General features: G+C 64.6%; 17 protein-coding genes. 9 read left to right on the forward strand and 8 right to left on the reverse strand.

Annotated features, from left to right (window positions below; all coding sequences use genetic code 11):
• Positions 1-39: 39 nt before the first annotated feature.
• From PU724_RS02965 to PU724_RS03005, 9 genes are all read left to right on the forward strand, one after another.
• A complete protein-coding gene (locus PU724_RS02965) occupies positions 40-1293 on the forward strand; it encodes an ABC transporter substrate-binding protein (protein WP_126058402.1) in 1254 nt (417 codons plus the stop codon).
• Between the two features lie 125 nt (positions 1294-1418).
• The gene (locus PU724_RS02970) at positions 1419-2378 is read left to right on the forward strand and encodes a carbohydrate ABC transporter permease (protein ID WP_126058401.1); all 960 of its coding nucleotides are present in this window, start codon (positions 1419-1421) and stop codon (positions 2376-2378) included.
• A complete protein-coding gene (locus PU724_RS02975) occupies positions 2375-3319 on the forward strand; it encodes a carbohydrate ABC transporter permease (RefSeq protein WP_127286870.1) in 945 nt (314 codons plus the stop codon). Before PU724_RS02970 ends, PU724_RS02975 begins: the two co-directional genes overlap by 4 nt.
• A 25-nt stretch (positions 3320-3344) precedes the next feature.
• A complete protein-coding gene (locus tag PU724_RS02980; RefSeq protein ID WP_320319569.1) occupies positions 3345-4460 on the forward strand; it encodes an ABC transporter ATP-binding protein in 1116 nt (371 codons plus the stop codon).
• Positions 4461-4465: 5 nt separating this feature from the next.
• Positions 4466-5968: an FAD-dependent oxidoreductase gene (locus tag PU724_RS02985; protein ID WP_354419581.1), complete on the forward strand. Its 1503-nt coding sequence runs from the start codon at positions 4466-4468 to the stop codon at positions 5966-5968.
• Positions 5965-6726 (forward strand): 3-ketoacyl-ACP reductase, encoded by a 762-nt coding sequence (locus PU724_RS02990; protein WP_354419583.1) that lies wholly within the window; start codon positions 5965-5967, stop codon positions 6724-6726. The genes PU724_RS02985 and PU724_RS02990 overlap by 4 nt, the downstream gene beginning before the upstream one ends.
• 12 nt (positions 6727-6738) lie before the next feature.
• Positions 6739-8367, forward strand: a complete 1629-nt coding sequence (locus PU724_RS02995; RefSeq protein WP_354419585.1) for a GMC family oxidoreductase — start codon at positions 6739-6741, stop codon at positions 8365-8367.
• 10 nt (positions 8368-8377) lie between these two features.
• Positions 8378-8695 carry a Dabb family protein gene (locus PU724_RS03000; RefSeq protein WP_354419587.1) on the forward strand — a complete coding sequence of 106 codons (318 nt, stop codon included), beginning with the start codon at positions 8378-8380 and terminating at the stop codon, positions 8693-8695.
• A gap of 92 nt (positions 8696-8787) precedes the next feature.
• Entirely contained in the window at positions 8788-10062 is a 1275-nt protein-coding gene (locus PU724_RS03005) for an MFS transporter (protein WP_354419589.1), read from the forward strand.
• 3 nt (positions 10063-10065) lie between these two features.
• On the opposite strand, the gene PU724_RS03010 is transcribed toward PU724_RS03005, so the two are convergent.
• From PU724_RS03010 to PU724_RS03045, 8 genes are all read right to left on the reverse strand, one after another.
• Positions 10066-10911 (reverse strand): EamA family transporter, encoded by an 846-nt coding sequence (locus PU724_RS03010; protein ID WP_354419591.1) that lies wholly within the window; start codon positions 10909-10911, stop codon positions 10066-10068.
• Positions 10912-10918: 7 nt separating this feature from the next.
• Positions 10919-11836, reverse strand: coding sequence for an endonuclease/exonuclease/phosphatase family protein (locus PU724_RS03015; RefSeq protein WP_354419593.1), 918 nt, complete (start codon positions 11834-11836; stop codon positions 10919-10921).
• A 101-nt stretch (positions 11837-11937) separates the two neighbouring features.
• Positions 11938-13488: a cation:proton antiporter gene (locus tag PU724_RS03020; protein ID WP_354419595.1), complete on the reverse strand. Its 1551-nt coding sequence runs from the start codon at positions 13486-13488 to the stop codon at positions 11938-11940.
• Positions 13489-13881: 393 nt separating this feature from the next.
• Positions 13882-14946: an ABC transporter ATP-binding protein gene (locus tag PU724_RS03025; RefSeq protein WP_127284141.1), complete on the reverse strand. Its 1065-nt coding sequence runs from the start codon at positions 14944-14946 to the stop codon at positions 13882-13884.
• A gap of 11 nt (positions 14947-14957) precedes the next feature.
• Positions 14958-15749 (reverse strand): ABC transporter permease, encoded by a 792-nt coding sequence (locus PU724_RS03030; RefSeq protein ID WP_126058391.1) that lies wholly within the window; start codon positions 15747-15749, stop codon positions 14958-14960.
• On the reverse strand, positions 15746-16660 hold the full coding sequence (locus tag PU724_RS03035) for an ABC transporter permease (protein ID WP_127284142.1): 915 nt from the start codon (positions 16658-16660) through the stop codon (positions 15746-15748). Before PU724_RS03035 ends, PU724_RS03030 begins: the two co-directional genes overlap by 4 nt.
• A 61-nt stretch (positions 16661-16721) precedes the next feature.
• Positions 16722-17828, reverse strand: a complete 1107-nt coding sequence (locus PU724_RS03040) for an ABC transporter substrate-binding protein (protein WP_127308957.1) — start codon at positions 17826-17828, stop codon at positions 16722-16724.
• 244 nt (positions 17829-18072) lie between these two features.
• Complete coding sequence (locus PU724_RS03045; protein ID WP_354419598.1) at positions 18073-19245, reverse strand: iron-containing alcohol dehydrogenase; 1173 nt, start codon at positions 19243-19245, stop codon at positions 18073-18075.
• Between the last annotated feature and the right edge of the window lie 10 nt (positions 19246-19255).

Genomic DNA, 19255 nt, shown 5'->3' on the forward strand with positions numbered 1-19255 from the left:
CATCCGTCGGTTATGTGCATGCAACAAGGGAGGAACTACATGTTGCGCAAACTGCTTATCGGAACGGCTCTTGCGTCGACCTTTGCGTTTTCGGCGCATGCCGCCGACGTCAAGGAAGTGCAGATGCTGCATTGGTGGACGTCGGGCGGCGAAGCGGCTGCTCTGAACGTCCTCAAGGAGGATCTGTCCAAGGAAGGCTATGCCTGGAAGGACGTGCCGGTGGCTGGCGGCGGCGGCGACGCCGCGATGACGGCGCTGAAGGCGATGGTCGCGGCCGGCAACTACCCGACCGCCTCTCAGATGCTCGGCTACACCGTGCTCGACTATGCCGCCGCCGGCGTCATGGGCGACCTGACCGAGACGGCGAAGAAGGAAGGCTGGGACAAGTCGGTTCCGGCGGCCCTGCAGAAGTTCTCGGTCTATGACGGCAAGTGGGTCGCGGCTCCGGTCAACGTCCACTCGGTCAACTGGCTGTGGATCAACAAGGCGGTGATGGACAAGATCGGCGGCGCCGAGCCGAAGACCTTCGACGACTTCGTCGCCTTGCTCGACAAGGCCAAGGCCGCGGGCGTCATCCCGCTCGCGCTCGGCGGTCAGAACTGGCAGGAAGCTACGATGTTCGACTCCGTCGTGCTGTCGACCGGCGGCCCGGAATTCTACAAGAAGGCCTTCAACGACCTCGACGAGGAATCGCTGAAGTCCGACACGATGAAGAAGTCGTTCGACAACCTCGCCAAGCTGGTCACCTATGTCGACCCGAACTTCTCGGGCCGCGACTGGAACCTCGCCACTGCCATGGTCATCAAGGGCGACGCGCTGGTTCAGGTCATGGGCGACTGGGCCAAGGGCGAGTTCCACGCCGCCAAGAAGACCCCGGGCACCGACTTCCTGTGCTATCGCTTCCCGGGCACCGACGGCTCGGTGATCTACAACTCCGACATGTTCGGCATGTTCAACGTTCCGGACGACCGCAAGGCCGCCCAGGCAGCGCTTGCCACCGCCACGCTGTCGAAGAGCTTCCAGTCGGCCTTCAACGTCGTCAAGGGTTCGGTTCCGGCCCGCACCGACGTGCCTGACACCGACTTCGACGCTTGCGGCAAGAAGGGCATCGCCGACCTGAAGGCGGCCAATGAGGGCGGCACGCTGTTCGGCTCGCTGGCCCAGGGCTATGGCGCCCCGCCGGCCGTCGCCAACGCCTACAAGGACGTCGTCTCGAAGTTCGTCCATGGCCAGATCAAGACCTCGGACGAGGCCGTGACCGAGCTGGTCAAAGCGATCGACGACGCCAAGTAAGCGGCGCTCAAAACAAATCTCCCCCGCCCCAGGGCGGGGGAGGTTTCTACCGAGGCAAGGTCCGGGTTGCCCGGGCTGGCGCTTTGCGCCGGCCGGTCCCCGACGAACCGGTACTGGATGAGCCGATGAGCACAGTAGCCGAAACCACTGCGAAGCTGACACCGGAGCACGACGCCCGCCCAGGTGCGTCCGTTCGCTCGCGGCTGCAGGATCTGCTGCCGAAGATCGTGCTGGCGCCGAGCTTCGCGGCGACGATCGTCTTCGTCTATGGCTTCATCCTGTGGACGATCTATTTGTCGTTCACCAACTCCAAGACCTTCCCGTCCTATGCCATCACTGGTGCCCGCGCCTATCAGCGGCTGTGGCGCTGGACCTTCGAGAGCGATCCGCCCTCGAGCTGGTACACTTCGATCACCAACATGGGCATTTTCGGCTTCCTCTACATCTTCATCTGCCTTGCGCTCGGTCTGTTCCTGGCCATCCTGCTCGACCAGAAGATCCGCGGCGAAGGCATGCTCAGGCCGATCTACCTCTACCCGATGGCGCTCTCCTTCATCGTCACCGGCGTCGCCTGGAAATGGTTCCTCGATCCCGGCCTCGGCCTCGAGCAGACGCTGCACCAGTGGGGCTGGACGAGCTTCCATTTCGACTGGATCAAGAACAAGGATTTCGTCATCTACACGGTGGTGATCGCCGGTGTCTGGCAGGCCTCCGGCTTCATCATGGCGATGTTCCTGGCCGGCTTGCGCGGCATCGACGGCGAGATCATGAAGGCGGCGCAGATCGACGGCGCCACCACCTTCCAGCTCTACCGCCGCATCGTCATTCCGCTCTTGCGGCCGGTCTTCCTCTCGGCGTTCATCGTCCTCGCCCACCTCGCCATCAAGTCCTATGACCTGGTGGTGGCGCTGACCAGCGGCGGACCGGGCGGCTCGGCCTGGTTGCCGTCCAACTTCATGTACGAGTTCACCTTCAAGCGCAACGAGATGGCCGTCGGCTCGGCGAGCGCCGTGATCATGCTGATGACGCTGACCGCGATCATCGTGCCGTACCTCTATTCCGAGCTCAGGGAGAAGCCGCGATGAGCACTGTTGCCTCACCCGCCCGCCCGACCTCGAGCGGCATCAGCGCTAGGACGATCAACCGCATCGTCATCTACGGGCTGCTCGCGCTGTTCGCGATCTTCTACCTGATGCCGCTCTTCGTCATGCTGGTCACCTCGTTCAAGACAATGGACGAGATCCAGAACGGCAACATGCTGGCGCTGCCGCAGGCGCCGACCTTCGATCCCTGGTGGAAGGCCTGGGGCGAGGCCTGCGTCGGTCTCACCTGCGCCGGCATCAAGGGCTACTTCTGGAACTCCATCAAGATGGTGGTGCCGGCGGTGCTGATCTCGACGCTGCTCGGCGCGCTCAACGGCTATGTGCTGACCAAATGGCGCTTCCGTGGCCACACGCTGGTCTTCGCGATGATGCTGTTCGCCTGCTTCATCCCGTTCCAGTCGGTGCTGCTGCCGATGGCGACGATCCTCGGCAGCATCGGCCGCTTCGGCGTCACCCTGCAGAACGCGACGGGGTTCAACTTCGGTCTCGGCAATTCGACGGTCAACCTCGTCTTCGTGCATGTCGTCTACGGCCTCGGCTTCACCACGCTGTTCTTCCGCAATTACTACGAGGCCTTCCCGACCGAACTGATCAAGGCGGCGCAGGTCGACGGCGCGTCCTTCTTCCAGATCTTCCGCCGCATCATGCTGCCGAATTCGATGCCGATCTTCGTCGTCACCGTGATCTACCAGTTCACCAACATCTGGAACGACTTCCTGTTCGCTTCCGCCTATGCCGGCACCGGCGACGTGATGCCGATGACGGTGGCGCTGAACAACGTCGTCAACACCTCCACCGGCGTCGTCGAATACAACGTCAACATGGCGGCGGCGATGATCGCTGCCCTCCCCACCCTTCTCGTCTACGTCGTCGCCGGCCGCTATTTCGTGCGCGGGCTGATGGCGGGCGCGGTCAAGGGCTGACCCTCTTTTTGCTTAAGGAACGACCATGGCTTTTCTGGAAATTGATGGGCTGAAGAAGCGCTTCGGGAATGTCGAGATCCTGAAGGGCATCAATGTCGAGTTGGAGAAGGGCGGCTTCCTCGTGCTGGTCGGTCCGTCCGGCTGCGGCAAGTCCACGCTGCTCAACACCATCGCCGGGCTGGAAAACATCACCGAGGGCGAGATCCGCGTCGATGGGCGCGCGATCAACGATCTCCATCCGTCCAAGCGCGACATCGCCATGGTGTTCCAGAGCTACGCGCTCTATCCGAACATGACGGTCGCCGGGAACATCTCATTCGGCATGGAGATGCGCGGCGTGCCGGCCGACGAGCGCCAGAAGGCGATCGACAAGGTGGCCAAGGTGCTGCAGATCGGCCACCTGCTGCAGCGCAAGCCGAGCCAGCTTTCCGGCGGCCAGCGCCAGCGTGTCGCCATGGGCCGGGCGCTGGTGCGCGACCCGAAACTGTTCTTGTTCGACGAGCCGCTCTCCAACCTCGACGCCAAGCTGCGCGTCGACATGCGCATCGAGATCAAGCGCCTGCACGCCAACACCGGCACGACGATCGTCTACGTCACCCACGACCAGATCGAGGCGATGACGCTGGCCACCAAGATCGCCGTGATGCGCGATGGCGAGGTGCAGCAGTTCGGCACGCCGGCCGAGATCTACAACAACCCGACCAACATCTTCGTCGCCGATTTCATGGGCTCGCCGGCCATGAACCTGGTGCCGGCGACGATCGGTGGCAATGGCAGTGGGCTGTCTGTGGTGCTGCAGCGCGACGGGCGCGAGCCGATCTCGCTGCCGCTCGCCGGGGCTACGGCGGGCTTGTCGGCCTTCCAGGGCAAGCCGGTCATCTTCGGCGTCCGTCCGGAGGCGCTGACCGATCCGGAAGGCGCCGAACGCAACGCCTCCAGCATCGCCACTGCCGACTGCCACATCGAGGTGATCGAGCCGGCAGGTTCCGACACCTTCGCCGTCACCAATCTCGGCGGCAAGGCGGTGGTGGCGCGGCTGCGCGCCGATGCCAAGATCCAGCCAGGCACGGTGACGCCGCTCGCCTTCAACCTGACCAAGGCCGTGTTCTTCGATCCGGCGACCGAGAAGCGCATTCTCTGACCGCCATGGCAAGCCCCGATATCGTCATCATCGGCTCCGGCATCGGCGGCGCCACGATCGCCTCCGGCTTAGCCGGCAGTGGCGCCTCGATCCTGATCCTGGAACGCGGCGAGCCGCTGCCGGCGACGCCGGAGACGCGCGACACCCGCGCCATCTTCGTCAACGGCCACTACCGGCCGAAGGAGATGTGGCGCGAGGCCGGCGGCGCGACCTTCAATCCCGGCAACTACTATTATGTCGGCGGCAATTCGAAATTCTATGGCGCGGTGCTGATCCGCTACCGCAAGGAAGACTTTTCCGCCATGGAGCATTTCGGCGGCGTCTCGCCGGCATGGCCGTTCTCCTACGAGGAGTTCGAGCCGTGGTATTCGAAGGCCGAACAGCTTTTTCGCGTGCGCGGCACACTGGGCGAAGACCCGACAGAGCCCTTCCATTCGATTCCCTACGCTTTCAAACCCGTGCCCGACGAGGCGCCGATCGCGCGCGCCCGTGCCGAATTGAAGGGGCTCGGCCTGCATCCTGCATCGCTGCCGCTCGGTGTCGACATTGACGCCTGGCTGAAGGACGGCAGGACAGGCTGGGACGCGTTTCCCAATGCCGGCCAGGGCAAGGTCGATGCGCAGACCGGACCGCTGGCGGCGGCCCTTGCCGACCCGAACATCCGGCTCGAGACCGGTGCCCATGTCGACTATCTGGAGGCATCGCCGGATGGCAGGTCGATTGCCGCCATCCATTACACGCAGAAGGGCGCGCAAAAGACGCTCTCGCCGAAGCTGGTCATCCTCTCGGCCGGCGCCGTCAACTCCGCCGTGATCCTCCTGCGCTCGCCTTCCTCCGATGGAAAGGGTCTTGCCAACAGCTCAGACCAGGTCGGCCGCAACTTCATGAACCACAATTCGAGCGCCATGCTGGCGATCGACCCGCGCCGCCGCAACGACGCCGTCTACCAGAAGACGTTGATGCTCAACGATTACTATCTGTCGGACGGCAAGGGCGGCAAGCCGCTCGGCAATGTGCAACTGCTCGGCAAGATCGACGGCAACATGCTGAGGGCCAACGTGAAATTGGCGCCAAAATTCGCGCTCGACTTCATGGCCGGCCATGCCGTCGACTGGTATCTGATGTGCGAGGACCTGCCCGACCCCGAGAGCCGCATCATGGTCGACGGCAAGGACATCGTCATGCAGTGGCGGCGCTCCAACATGCAGTCGCTGGAAGGCCTGACCAAGGTGATGCGCGAGAATTTCCGCGCTTGCGGCTATCCGATCGTGCTGTCGCGTCCCTTCGACAAGCGCACGCCCTCGCACCAGTGCGGCACGGTGAGGATGGGCGACGATCCGGGCAGCTCGCCGCTCGACCCGTTCTGCCGCGCCTACGATCACCAGAACCTGTTCGTCGTCGACGGCGGCTTCCTGCCGACCTCGGCCGCGGTCAACCCGGCGCTGTCGATTGCGGCGCAGGCGCTGCGCGTGGCCGATCACATCCGCAAAACGGAGCTTTCCGCATGACCCGCCCGGCGGCCATCATCACGGGCGGCGCGCGGGGCATCGGACTGGCCTGCGCCGAGGCATTGGCCGATGCCGGCTTCGACATCCTGGTCGCCGACTTGGCCGACAAGCCTGCCGACGGACTTGCAAGGAATATCACCGCGCGCGGCGCGAAGTTCGCCTATGCAAGCTGCGACATCGCCGATCTCGGCGCCCACGCGGCGCTGGTTGAGACCGCGATGGGCGCCTTCAGCCACATCGATTGCCTGGTCAACAATGCCGGCGTCGGCGCCGTCGTGCGCGGCGATCTGCTGGAGCTGAAGCCGGAGAATTTCGACCGCGCCCTCGGCATCAATCTGCGCGGCACCGTGTTCCTCAGCCAGGCCGTCGCCAAGGCCATGCTGGCGAAACCAAGCGATCAGGCGAAATCGATCATCACCATCACCTCGATCAGCGCCGAAGCGGCCTCGCCGGAGCGCGCCGACTACTGCGTCTCGAAAGCCGGCCTGTCGATGTGGGTGAAAACCCTGGCGCTGCGACTCGCTGCCGAAGGGATCGGCGTGTTCGAGGTGCGGCCTGGCATCATCCGCACCGACATGACATCAGGCGTTGCCGCCAAATATGACGCGCTGATCGAAGGCGGTCTGGTGCCAGCAAAACGCTGGGGCGAGGCATCGGATATCGGCGCCGTGGTGGCCGCGCTTGCCAGCGGCAAGTTCGGCTTTTCGACCGGCTCGATCATCAATGTCGACGGTGCGCTCTCCATACCGCGGCTCTGAACGGATGAGACAATGACCGATTACATCATCGTTGGCGCCGGCCCGGCCGGCTGCGTTCTCGCCAACCGGCTGAGCAAGGATCCCTCGAATTCGGTGCTGCTGCTGGAGGCCGGCGGCAAGGACTGGCATCCGCTGATCCACATGCCGGCCGGCTTCGCCAAGATGACCAAGGGCATCGCCTCCTGGGGCTGGTCGACCGTGCCGCAGAAGCACATGAAGGACCGCGTCTTCTGGTACACGCAGGCCAAGGTGGTCGGCGGCGGCTCCTCGATCAACGCCCAGATCTACACGCGCGGCAATGCCCGCGACTACGACGCGTGGGAGAAGGAAGAGGGCCTCGCCGGATGGGCCTATCGCGACGTGCTGCCCTATTTCAAGCGCGCCGAGAACAACCAGCGCTACGCCAACGACTTCCATGGCGACCAGGGGCCGCTCGGCGTCTCCAACCCGATCTCGCCGCTGCCGATCTGCGAAGCCTATTTCCGCGCCAGCCAGGAGATGGGCATCCCCTTCAACCCGGACTTCAATGGCGCCAGCCAGGAGGGCGTCGGCTACTACCAGCTGACCCAGAAGGACGCGCGGCGCTCGTCCGCATCGGTCGCCTATCTGAAGCCGATCCGCGCCCGCAGGAACCTGAGCGTCAGGACAGACGTGCTGGTCACCCGCATCGTCGTCGAGAAGGGCCGCGCCGTTGGTGTCGAGGTGGTCGACAGGCCGGGCGGCGAAAAGACGATCCTGCGCGCCGGGCGCGAGGTGATCGTCTCCTCCGGCGCCATCGGTTCGCCCAAGCTTTTGATGCAGTCGGGAATCGGCCCGGCAGATCACCTGAAATTGGTCGGCGTGACGCCAGTCCACGACCTGCCGGGCGTCGGCTCCAACATGCAGGACCATCTCGACCTGTTCGTCATCGCCGAATGCACCGGCGACCACACCTACGACAACTACGCCAAGCTGCACCGGACGATGTGGGCCGGCCTGCAGTATCTGCTGCTGAAGAAAGGGCCGGTGGCCTCCAGCCTGTTCGAGACCGGCGGCTTCTGGTACGCCGACCCGACCGCCGCTTCGCCCGACATCCAGTTCCACCTCGGCCTAGGCTCCGGCATCGAGGCCGGAGTCGAGAAGCTGAAGAACCCCGGCGTCACCCTGAATTCGGCATTTCTGCGCCCACGCTCGCGCGGCACGGTGCGGCTGAAGAGCGCCGACCCCGCCGACCATCCGCTGATCGACCCGAACTACTGGTCCGAGCCCTACGATCGCGACATGTCGATCAAGGGCCTCAGGCTGGCGCGCGACATCATGCGGCAGAAGGCGCTTGCCCCTTACGTGCTGCGCGAGGTCCTGCCGGGCCCTGCCCTGCAGAGCGATGACGAACTGTTCGACTATGCCTGCCGCAGTTCCAAGACCGACCATCATCCGGTCGGCACCTGCCGCATGGGCCATGACGACATGGCCGTGGTGACGCCTGACCTCAAGCTGCGCGGCATCGAAGGATTGCGGGTCTGCGACGCCTCGGTGATGCCGCGCGTCCCCTCCTCCAACACCAACGCGCCGACCATCATGGTCGGCGAAAAGGGCGCCGACCTGATCCTCGGCCGCGAACCTTTGCCGCCGGCCGTTTTCTCCGGCAACCGCGCCGCTTGAGGAGAGAGTCATGATCAGGCATTGCGTCTTCGTCAAATTCCGCAGCGACGTCAGCCCGGCCGAACGCGCGGCGATCCACGCCGATCTGGAAGCTTTGCGCTGGGCGATCGAAGGCATGGACAAGGTCCATTTCAGCGCCAATGTCAGTCCGGAACCCTTTGCGCGCGGCTTCAGCCACGGCTTCACCATCGACTTCCGCGACGCCGCCGCCCGCGACGCCTATCTGGTGCACGAGGCGCATCAGCGCGCAGGCGCCCGGCTGGTCGCCGCCCTTGAAGGCGGCACTGACGGCCTGATGGTCTTCGACCTCGAGGTTACGGAAATGTGACCGCTGGCCGGTCGAAAACCGGCCGGCCGCCCGTTCTCTTTTGCGAAGCGGAGGACATATCGTTCCTTCGGCGGGTGCAAAGGAGGCATGCCTTGAATCTCAATTCACAACAGAAGAAGACCGTACTCGCATCATTCCTGGGCTGGACCCTCGACGCCTTCGATTTTTTCCTTCTGACATTCCTGCTCACCGATATTGCATCCGAATTCCAGACCGACGTCCCGGCGGTCTCCAAGGCGCTGTTCCTGACCCTGGCGACGCGCTTCATCGGCGCGTTCTTCTTCGGCATGCTCGCCGACAGATACGGCCGCAAGCCAATCCTCATGCTCAACATCGTCAGCTATTCGGTGATGGGGGCGCTCGCCGCCTTCTCGCCCAATCTAGGCATCTTCCTTGCGCTGCGCGCTCTGTTCGGCATCGCCATGGGCGGCGAATGGGGGCTGGGCAGTTCGCTCGCCATGGAATCCATTCCACCCCGCGCGGGCGGCATGGTTTCGGGCATCCTGCAATGCGGCTATCCGGCCGGCTATCTTCTGGCTGCGGTGGTCTACGGGCTGCTCTACCAGCAGACCATCGCCGGCTACACCATCGGCTGGCGCGCCATGTTCCTGCTGAGTTTCGTGCCGGCGCTGATCGTGCTCTTCATCCGCTCGCATGTGCCGGAATCGCCAGCCTTCATCGAGGCCAGGGAAAGGACCAGACCGGGACTTCTCGAAACGCTGCAGCGGCACTGGGGCATCGCCCTCTACGCCGTCGTGCTGATGATGTTCTTCAATTTCTTCAGCCACGGCACCCAGGACCTCTACCCGACCTTCCTGAAGAAGCAGCATGGCTTTGATCCGCACACGGTGAGCTGGATCACCATCGTCGCCAATATCGGCGCCATCGTCGGCGGCCTGGCATTCGGCGCGCTGTCGGAGAGGATCGGCCGCATCAACGCCATCACGCTCGCCTGCATCATCGCCCTGCCGGCGATTCCGCTCTGGGCCTATTCGACCACGCCTTTCATGCTGGCGATCGGCGCCTTCGTCATGCAGGTGGCGGTCCAAGGCGCCTGGGGCGTCATCCCGGTCCACCTCAACGAACTTTCGCCCGGCGCCGTGCGCGCGACCCTGCCCGGCTTCATCTACCAGGCCGGCAACCTCGCCGCTTCCTACGGCGGCCCCTATCAGGCGGGCATCGCCGAGGCGCCAGGCGGCAGCTACGGCTACGCGCTGGCGCTGTTCGCTGGCGTGGTGGCGGTGTGCATCATCGTCGTCATCCGCTTCAGCCCGGAACGGCGCGGCCAGGTGATGACGGTGCTAGAGCATGATCCCGAAAAGTGGGTCCCGGTTTTCGGAAAAGATCATGCTCAAACAAACAGATAGAGGTCAGCCGAGCCTCAGCGCGACAACGCCGGCGACGATGCTGAGCGCGGCAGCGCCGCGCCAGCGCGTCATCTTCTCGCCCAGCGCGACGACCGAGATCAGCATGGCGAACAGGATCGAGGTCTCGCGCAGCGATGCCACCGAGGCGATCGGCGCCTTGGTCATAGCCCACATGACGATCCAGTAGGCGGCGCCGCTGAGCACGCCGGTGAACAGCCCCGCCTTCCAGTCGCGCGCCAACACTGGCAGCGATTGTGGCCCCCGGAAGATGAGACACAGCACCAGCGCCCACGCGGCGTCGCAGACGAACAGCCAGGCGGCATAGCTCTGCGCGGTCGCCGCCAGCCGCGCGCCGCTGCCGTCGGACAGCGTATAGCTGGCGATGAAGATCGACGTGCCGAGCGCGAAACTGACCGCGCGCAGGTTGAACCGCTCCAGATGGACGCCGCCGCGAAACGACATTACCAGCGTGCCGGCCGACAACAGCAGGATGCCGAGAATGGCAAGCGGCGCGGGAACCTCCTGCACCACCACCATACCGCCAAGGGCGGAGAGCAGCGGTGCAGTACCGCGCGCCAGCGGATAGGTCTGGGCGAAATCGCCGGCCTTGTAGGCGCCGATCAGGAAGGTCCGGTAGCCCATGTGGAAGAAGACCGAGGCGAGGATGAATGGCCACACCTCGGCCTTAGGCACCTCGACGAAGGGCAGCACGAGCAGCGCGGCGAAACCCATGCCGAGCGTCATTAGCGTGATCGACAGGAAGCGGTCGAGATGCACCTTGACCAGCGCGTTCCAGATCGCGTGCATGGCGGCGGCGGCAAGCACCGCGAAGAAGACGAAAAGCGTCATGCCTGGGTCATCCGCCTCCGGAAGTCGTGGCGAGGCCTGGCGTCTCGAGGTCGATATCGATCCTCAGCGGAAAATGGTCGGACGCGATCTCGCCGATGTCGGCGCCGACCGAGCGCACGCGCGTGGCAAGCATGCCGCCGACGAAGCAATGGTCGAGCCGGCGCTTTGCCAGCCTGCCGTCGATGATCTTTTCATGGGTGTGGAAATCGGCCACCGGCTCGCTGGCGACGGCGGCGGCATCGACGAAACCGTCGCGATAGGCCGCCCCCCGGTGGTACGGTGTGCCGCCGACGATGCGCCGGTACTCGGCGCTATCAGGCTCCATGTTGAAGTCGCCCAGCCAGATTGCCGCCAGCGGGTTCTGCGGCTCCGGCCCGCCATTGCTCCAGTTGCGCTGCGGTTCGTCGTCGGCGCCGCTCCACGGGCCGCCCTCGGACGGCGCCCGGCGATGCTCGGCCAGCAGATAGTCGATCTGCTCCAGCCGCTCCTCGGCGGCAATGTGCGCGAGATGCAGCGAGACGACCCGCACCGGCCCTGACGGCGCGCGGATCATGCATTCCAGCGCGGCGTTGCGCGTGTTGAGCGGGCGCACCGTGCGGCGCAGCGGCAGCGTATGCAACCTGGACCAGACGATCGGCAGCTTCGACAGCACCATGGTGCCGAACTGCCGGCGGCGGTTGACGATGCGGCCGTCGCGCCGCTCGCTGGCATCCATGTCGAAAGCCGGGCCGTAGACCCAGTGGTAATCGGGCAGCAGTCGCGACAGAATTTCCGGCTGGTCGTCCTCGTTGGTCCGCTGCCAGTGCCGCTCGACCTCCTGCAAGGCGATGATGTCGGCGCCGTCGACGACGCGCGCGGCGCGCGCCAGATCGTAGCGGCCGTCGCTGCCGAACCCGTACTGGATGTTGTAGCTGACGAGCTTCATTGATTACCCGGCTCAACTTTCGGCGATGGCACTAGCGGTTCCGTGATGGTGTTGCAATGGACCGCAATGGCGACGGGGCTAGGCCAGGAGGAGTAAACCGCCTAGGTCGTCAGCGGCTGGAACCGCCCCGCCGGCGACGCCGCCAGTTCCGACCAGTCGATTTCCTCCTCCAGCCGGTGATAGGCCTCGTCGCCGATCGTGCCGCTGCGGCGCAATTCCTCCAGCGCGTCGCGCTGGCGCTTGATGGCATAGAGGCGCAGCCGGTCGTATTCGGTCGCCGCCTGGGCGTCCTCGGGGTTCTCGGCGACCCGGCGCTGCGCCTCATACTGCTCGCGCACCACTGCCGCCGCGGCCGAAGTCTTGTGGTTCAGGACGTCGAGCGCGGCCTGCATGACGGCGACGCGCGCCTCGGCCACCTCGCGGTCTATCGTCGTATCCGGTTCGAAGTCGAGTATCCTGAGCAGAGGCTTCAGGCTCATGCCTTGCAGCACCAGCGTGCCGAGAACGACCGCGAAGGCAGCAAGCACGATCGGGTCACGCCCCGGGAAGCCAGTCGGCAGCGCAATCGCCACCACCAGCGTCACCAGTCCCCGCATGCCGCACCAGCCGACGAGCACGGCGCCGCGAAATGTCGGCGCATCGCGCTTTTTGTCTTCACTGTCGACGCCGGCAACCCATCGCATGACCGCAACGTAGCTCGCGACCCAGACGAGGCGCGCCGCGATGACGACGGCCAACACCGTCGCGGCGAAGAGAAAGGCATCGCCTTGCCCGTCGCCGGAGAGCCGGCCGACGATCGAGCGTGCCTGCAGGCCCATCAGCACGAAAGCCAGCACGTTCAGTACGAACACCGCCGATTCCCAGACCGAATAGGTGCTGACGCGCCTGCGCGCCGACATCAGGCGCGGCGCGGTGCGCGCAATCGTCATGGCATAGACGACGATGGTGATGATGGCCGACAGCCCGAGCCTGTCGGCAACTATCCAGACACCGAATGTACCGGCGAACTGCACCACGGTGCTGCTTGCCGCATCCTCGATGCGCGTCAGTGTCAGCAGCGAGAAGCGGCCGAACAGATAGCCGGCGACGACGCTGCCAACCGTCGACAAAAGGATCACCGGCACCGCGTCCTTCAGCATGACCGAGCCGATGGCGGCCGAAACCGCGATCCTGTAGATCAGCAGCGCGGTCGCATCGTTGAGCAGGCTCTCGCCCTGCAGGATGGCGGTGATGCGGTGCGGCACCTTGAACTGACCGAGCACGGCGCTCGCGGCCACGGCATCGGGCGGCGCGACGATAGCGCCAAGCGCGATCGCCGCCGCGATCGGCAGCCCGGCCATCTTCCAGCCGACGAAGGCAACGACCACGGTGGTGAAGACGACGGCGCCAAGCGCCAGCAGCGCGAGCGACAGCCGGTAGCGCTTCAGGTCGCGCAGCGAGGTGTCATAGGCAGCGTCGAGGAGCACCGGCGCGATGAACAGCGCAAGCGCCAGTTCCGGATCGATCTCGATGGTCGGCGCGCCGGGCACGAAGGCGATCCCCACCCCGGCCAAAGCCAGCAGCGAAGGATAAGGGACCTCCAGCCGCCGCGACAGCGCCGCCAGCGCGACGGCGATCAAAAGCAGGACAAGGGTCAGTTCGAACAGGGCCATGTCTTATCGTAGCGGCGAAGCAAGGAGCTTGGCAGTGGCAAAGCGGCAAGATGCTGTTGATTGTCGGAGCCTTGGCCTGCCTGGAAAGAGGCAGGCCAAGGCTTCGACGGGATTTTCAACGCTAGCCGCTCAGGTCGGCGCTGCCCCTCATTGCCCTGCCGGGCATTTCTCCCCGTATGGTGACGGGGAGAAAGACGCCGGCACCGATGATTTCGCTAACTATCGCCGTTGAGGAATGAGGCGCCGGCGTCGCGGCCAACCCCTTCTCCCCGTCACTATACGGGGAGAAGGTGCCGGCAGGCGGATGAGGGGCGGCGTCGACGGTTGGTCATTGCGGACACATCGGCTCCTGATGGTTTGCAACGGTCGACGTGCGAAAGAACGACGTTGTTCCTAATGCAAAACCAGCATGTCGCCGGACGAGAACGAGATGTCCGCCTTCTCGCCGACCACGGGCGGTGGCGTCGTCGAGTTGTTGAACGTGTCGAGCGACACCGTGTTGCCGCCAATGCCGACGCGCACCCGGATGACCGAGCCGAGGAAGTGCACTTCGGCGATCTCGCCGGAAAGGCTGGTGTCATGGCCGGGTTGCCATCCCAGCGAAATCGCCTCGGGCCTGAGCGCCAGCGACAGCGTGTCGCCGGACTTCGAGCCATTGAGCTTGCCCTCGAGCGCAACCTCCTGCGCATTGACACGCACCTTGCCGGCGGCGGCGTCGGTGACCGTGCCTTCCAGCACGTTGAGTGTGCCGACGAAATTGGCGACGAACTTCGTCGCCGGCCGGTTGTAAATCTCGAACGGCGTGCCGACCTGCTCGGCCTTGCCGCCATACATGACGGCGATGCGGTCGGAGATCGACAGCGCCTCTTCCTGGTCGTGGGTGACGAAGATGGTGGTTATGCCGAGCTTCTTCTGGATCGAACGGATCTCCTCGCGCAGCGACACGCGCACCTTTGCATCGAGCGCCGACAGCGGCTCGTCGAGCAGCAAGAGCTTCGGCTTCGGCGCGATCGCGCGCGCCAGCGCGATGCGCTGCTGCTGGCCGCCAGAAAGCTGGTAGGGATAGCGGTCGGCCATCTGCGGCAGCTTGATGATGTCGAGCATCTCGGCGACGCGGGAATCGATGGCGGCCTTGGCCATGCCCGCCACCTTCAGCCCGAAGCCGATGTTCTGCGCCACCGTCAGATTGGGAAACAGCGCGTAGGCCTGGAACACCATGCCGACATTGCGCTGGTTGGGCTTCAGCCGCGTGATGTCCTTGCCAGCCACGACGATCTTGCCGGCGCTCGGCTCCTCGAAACCGGCGACCATGCGCAGCACAGTCGTCTTGCCGCAGCCCGATGGGCCAAGGAAGGAGACGAACTCGCCCGGCGCAACGTCGAGGTTGAAATCCTCGACCACAGTCGTGGCACCGAAGGACTTTCGCACATGCTGGATGGAGAGGAACGGCTCGGCCATGGCTTTGACTTTCAGTTCGGGCGGTTCGCCGATTTCGGCGCGAAGCGGGACAGGATCTGGATCAGCGACATGCAGCCCCAGGTGATGGCGAAGGCGATGATGGCAAGCGCCGCCGGCTCATAGGCGCGGTTGGCGCCGATATTCTGCAGATACGGTCCGAAGGCCGGCCGATTGAGCAGGCTCGCCATGGTGAATTCGCCGATGACGATGGCGAAGGTCAGGAAGGCGCCCGACAACACCGCGATCAGCACATTGGGCAGGATGACACGGGTGATGATCGTCCCCCAGCCGGCGCCGAGGATCTGCGCCGCTTCCGTCAGCGTCCTGACATCGATGGTGCGCAGCCCGGTATCGACCGCCCGGTACATGTAGGGCAGCGCCAGCGTCGCATAGCCGATGACCAGCAGGGCGTTGGTGCCCGTGTCGCTGGCGAGGAACGGCAGCGGCGAGTTGGAGCCGTACATCCGGATGTAGCCGAAGACGATGACGATGGCCGGAATGACCAGCGGCAACAGCGTGATGAACTCGACCACCGGCCTGATCTGCGGCAGACGCAGCCGGATCCAGTAGGCTGCGGGCACCACGATCAGCACGCCGAGGATGATGGTGAAGATCGCCGCGACCACCGAATACATGAATGTGGCCTGGAAGCGTTCGTCCCCCAGCACGATCTGATAGGCGTCGAACGAATAGGCGCCGCGCCGCATGCGCATCGAGAATTCGACGGTCGCGATCAGCGGAATGAAGAAATAGGCCGCGCCCAGCGCGAAGACGACCCAGGCCCAGAATCTGCCGGACTTCATTTGAGCCACCTCTCCGAGCGGGTCCGGAACCAGATGTAGAAGACATTGGCGAGACCGGTGATGACGATCATGCCGAAGGCGATCGCATAGCCGAGATGCGCGTTGTGCAGCACGTCGCCACGGATCTGCGCGTAGAGCAGGATCGGCACGATGTTGAGCGAGGAACCGGTCAGCGCATAGGCGGTGGCGATCGCCCCGAAGGCGTTGGCGAAGAGCAGGATCACGGTGCCGAGGAAGCTCGGCCAGATCACCGGAATGACCACCATGCGCCAATACTGCGCCGTGGTCGCGCCGAGCGTCGCGGCGGCTTCACCCCATTCCTTCTTCAGCCCGTCGATAGCCGGCGTGATGATGACCACCATCAGCGGGATCTGGAAGTAGACATAGGTCAGCGTCAGGCCCCAGAAGGACAGGATGTTGAAGCCGTGCGCGTAGATGTTCAGCCCAAACACGGTGTTCAGGATGACGGTGGCGAGCCCGAGCCGGCCCAGCGTGGCAAGGAAGGCGAAGGCCAGCGGCACGCCGGCGAAATTGGAAGCGACACCGGAAAATGTCAGCGTCGCGGAGCGTATCCAGTCCGGCAGGCCGCCACGCACGATGGCAATGGCGATGGCGAGCCCGGCGAAGGCGCCGATCAGAGCCGAGGCAAGGCTGACCTTGATGGAAATCCAGTAGGCGGCAACGATCGACGGCTGCGCCAGGGCCGCGATGTTTTCGAGCGTGAACTCGCCTGCGTCGTTCTGGAAGGCGCCCAGCATCAGGTAGAGCGTGGGCAGGATCAGGAACATGATCGCGAAGACGAAGAACGGCGTGACGCCGAGCCACTGCGTCGGCAGCCGCAGCCTTCGCGCCTCGGCGGGCGGCGCGGTCTTCCCCGCAATGGCTTGATTGGAGAGGGAGAGATCGGTCATGCGCCGGCTACCGTCTTGGAGAGGAGCCGGGCGGCCAAAGCCGCCCGGCCATTACATTGTGTTACTTCACGTTGGCGCCGACAACGGCATCCCAGTTCTTGGTGATGGCTTCCTTGGCCTTGCCCTGTTCATCGAGGGTCGGGAAGACAGCCGATGCATAGGCCTCGGCCGGCGGCAGCTTGGCCATCACGTCGGCCGGGAGCTTGCCGTTCTTGGCGAGGTCGTTGAAGCGGATCGGGTGGCAATAGCCCTTCAGCCAGCCGATCTGGCCTTCGTCGGAGTAGAGATACTCGAGCCACAGCTTGGCAGCATTCGGGTGCGGCGCGTAGGCGCTGATCGCCTGCACGTAGACGCCGGCGACGACGCCGGTCTTCGGCACGACGACATCGACCGGCGGGTTGCCCTTCAGCGTGTCGCGGCCGGCAAGCGCGTTGTAATCCCAGGTGACCAGGATCGGCGTCTGGCCCTGGGCGAGCGTCGCCGGCTTGCCGATGACCGGCACGAAATTGCCGGCGGCGTTGAGCTTCTTGAAGAAGTCGAGACCGGCGGTGCCGGCGGCTTCACCAGCGGCCGCGCCACCGGAAAGGCCGGCGGCGTAGACGGCCTGGATGGCCTGGTTCGAGGCGCGCGGGTCACCGGCGAGCGCAACCGTGTTGGCATAGTCTGCCTTCAAGAGGTCTGCCCAATCAGCCGGCGCTTCCTTGACCAGATCCTTGTTCACCAGGAAGGACAGCACGCCGTAATAGTCGCCGGTCCAGAAGCCATCCGCATCCTTGGCGCTGTCCGGGATCGAGTCCCAGGTCGACACCTTGTAGGGCTGGATCAGGCCGTCGGCCTTTGCCGACGGGCCGAAGGACAGGCCGACGTCGATGACGTCAGGCGCCTGCGGGCCCTTGTTGTCCTTGTTGGCCTTGATCGCCTCGATCTCGTCGCCCGAGCCGGCATCCGGATTGAGTTCGTTGATCTTGATCTCCGGATACTTCGCCTTGAAGCCATCGATGACGGCGCCGTAACCGCACCAGTCATGCGGCAGCGCGATCGTGGTGAGCTCGCCCTCCGCCTTGGCCGCCTTGACGAGTTCATCCAGCGAAGCCGCGGACGAAATCACCGACGACACCATCAGGGTCGCGGCCGAAAGGGAAAGTACTTTCCCCGTGAATTTGAACATGTGTTCTCTCCGTTGAACTGACGCCTGTGGACGCCTGCGATGCGGTATCGTTTTCGTGTGACAGCCAGATGAAAGCTTTGTGAAACCGGCACCCCGCAGTACGAAAAAGTAAACTCTTTTTAACCGGGTGTAGCAATCGCCTCGCGATTATTTTTCCGGCTAATTATTTCCCGCCTTGTCTTTCGCCCTACTCCCTTCCTTTCCCCTCGTTTTCCGGATCAAATTCCGGCGCCTGAAATCGATCTCAGACGGCGCCGGCGATGGCGTTTTCCAGCAGCGTCAGTGCCGCCTTCTTGGTCAGCTTGACCGGGTTGCCGCCGGCGGTCGGATCGACCACCGCCATGTCGGCGATCAGCCCCTTGCGCTTCTTGTCCATGTCGAGGCCCTTGATCAGGCCGGGCAGCGCATGCGGCACCTTGAGCTCCTTGCGCAGCTTGATGATCGCCTTGGCGAAACCGTCGAAGCCGCCCTTGATGCCGCAATAGGCGGCGAGCCGGCCGATGCGCTCGTCGATGGCGTCGCGGTTGAAGGCCAGCACGTAGGGCATGAACACGGCGTTGGTCATGCCGTGATGGGTGTCGTAGAGCGCGCCGATCGGATGCGACAGCGAGTGGATGGCGCCCAGCCCCTTCTGGAAGGCCGCCGCGCCCATCGCTGCGGCGCTCATCATATGGGCGCGGGCGACCAGGTCCTTGCCGTTGGCGAAGGCCTTGGGCAGGTTCTCGAACACCAGCCGAATGCCTTCCACCGCGATGCCGTCAGCCATCGGATGATAGCCCGGCGCGCAATAGGCTTCGAGGCAGTGCGCCAGCGCGTCCATGCCGGTGCCGGCGGTGATGAAGCCCGGCATGCCGACCGACAGCTCCGGATCGGCGATCACGATCGCCGGCAGGAGCTTCGGATGGAAGATGACCTTCTTGGTGTGCGTCGCCTCATTGGTGATAACGCCGGCGCGGCCGACTTCCGACCCGGTGCCGGCGGTGGTCGGCACCGCGATGATCGGCGCGATCGCGTCGGAATCGGCTCTCGTCCACCAGTCGCCGACATCCTCGAAGTCCCACACCGGCCGCGTCTGCCCTGCCTGGAAGGCGATCAGCTTGCCGAGGTCGAGCGCCGAGCCGCCGCCGAAGGCGATAACGCCGTCATGCTTGCCCTTCTTGAACACCGCGATGCCGGCGGTCAGGTTGGAATCGACCGGGTTCGGCTTGACCTCGGAAAACACGCCATACGGAACTTTGGCGTCGTCGAGGATCTTCAGCGTCGAGGCGACGACCGGCAGTTTCGCCAGCCCAGGATCGGTGACGAAGAGCGGCCGCTTGATGCCTGTGACCGCCAGCACGTCCGGCAGTTCCTTGATGCGGCCGGCGCCGAAGCGGACCGTGGTCGGGTAGTTCCATTTGGAGATGAGCTTGGACATTGCTTGTCTT

This window comes from Mesorhizobium abyssinicae, assembly GCF_049887195.1.
In the GTDB taxonomy this organism is placed as follows: domain Bacteria; phylum Pseudomonadota; class Alphaproteobacteria; order Rhizobiales; family Rhizobiaceae; genus Mesorhizobium; species Mesorhizobium abyssinicae.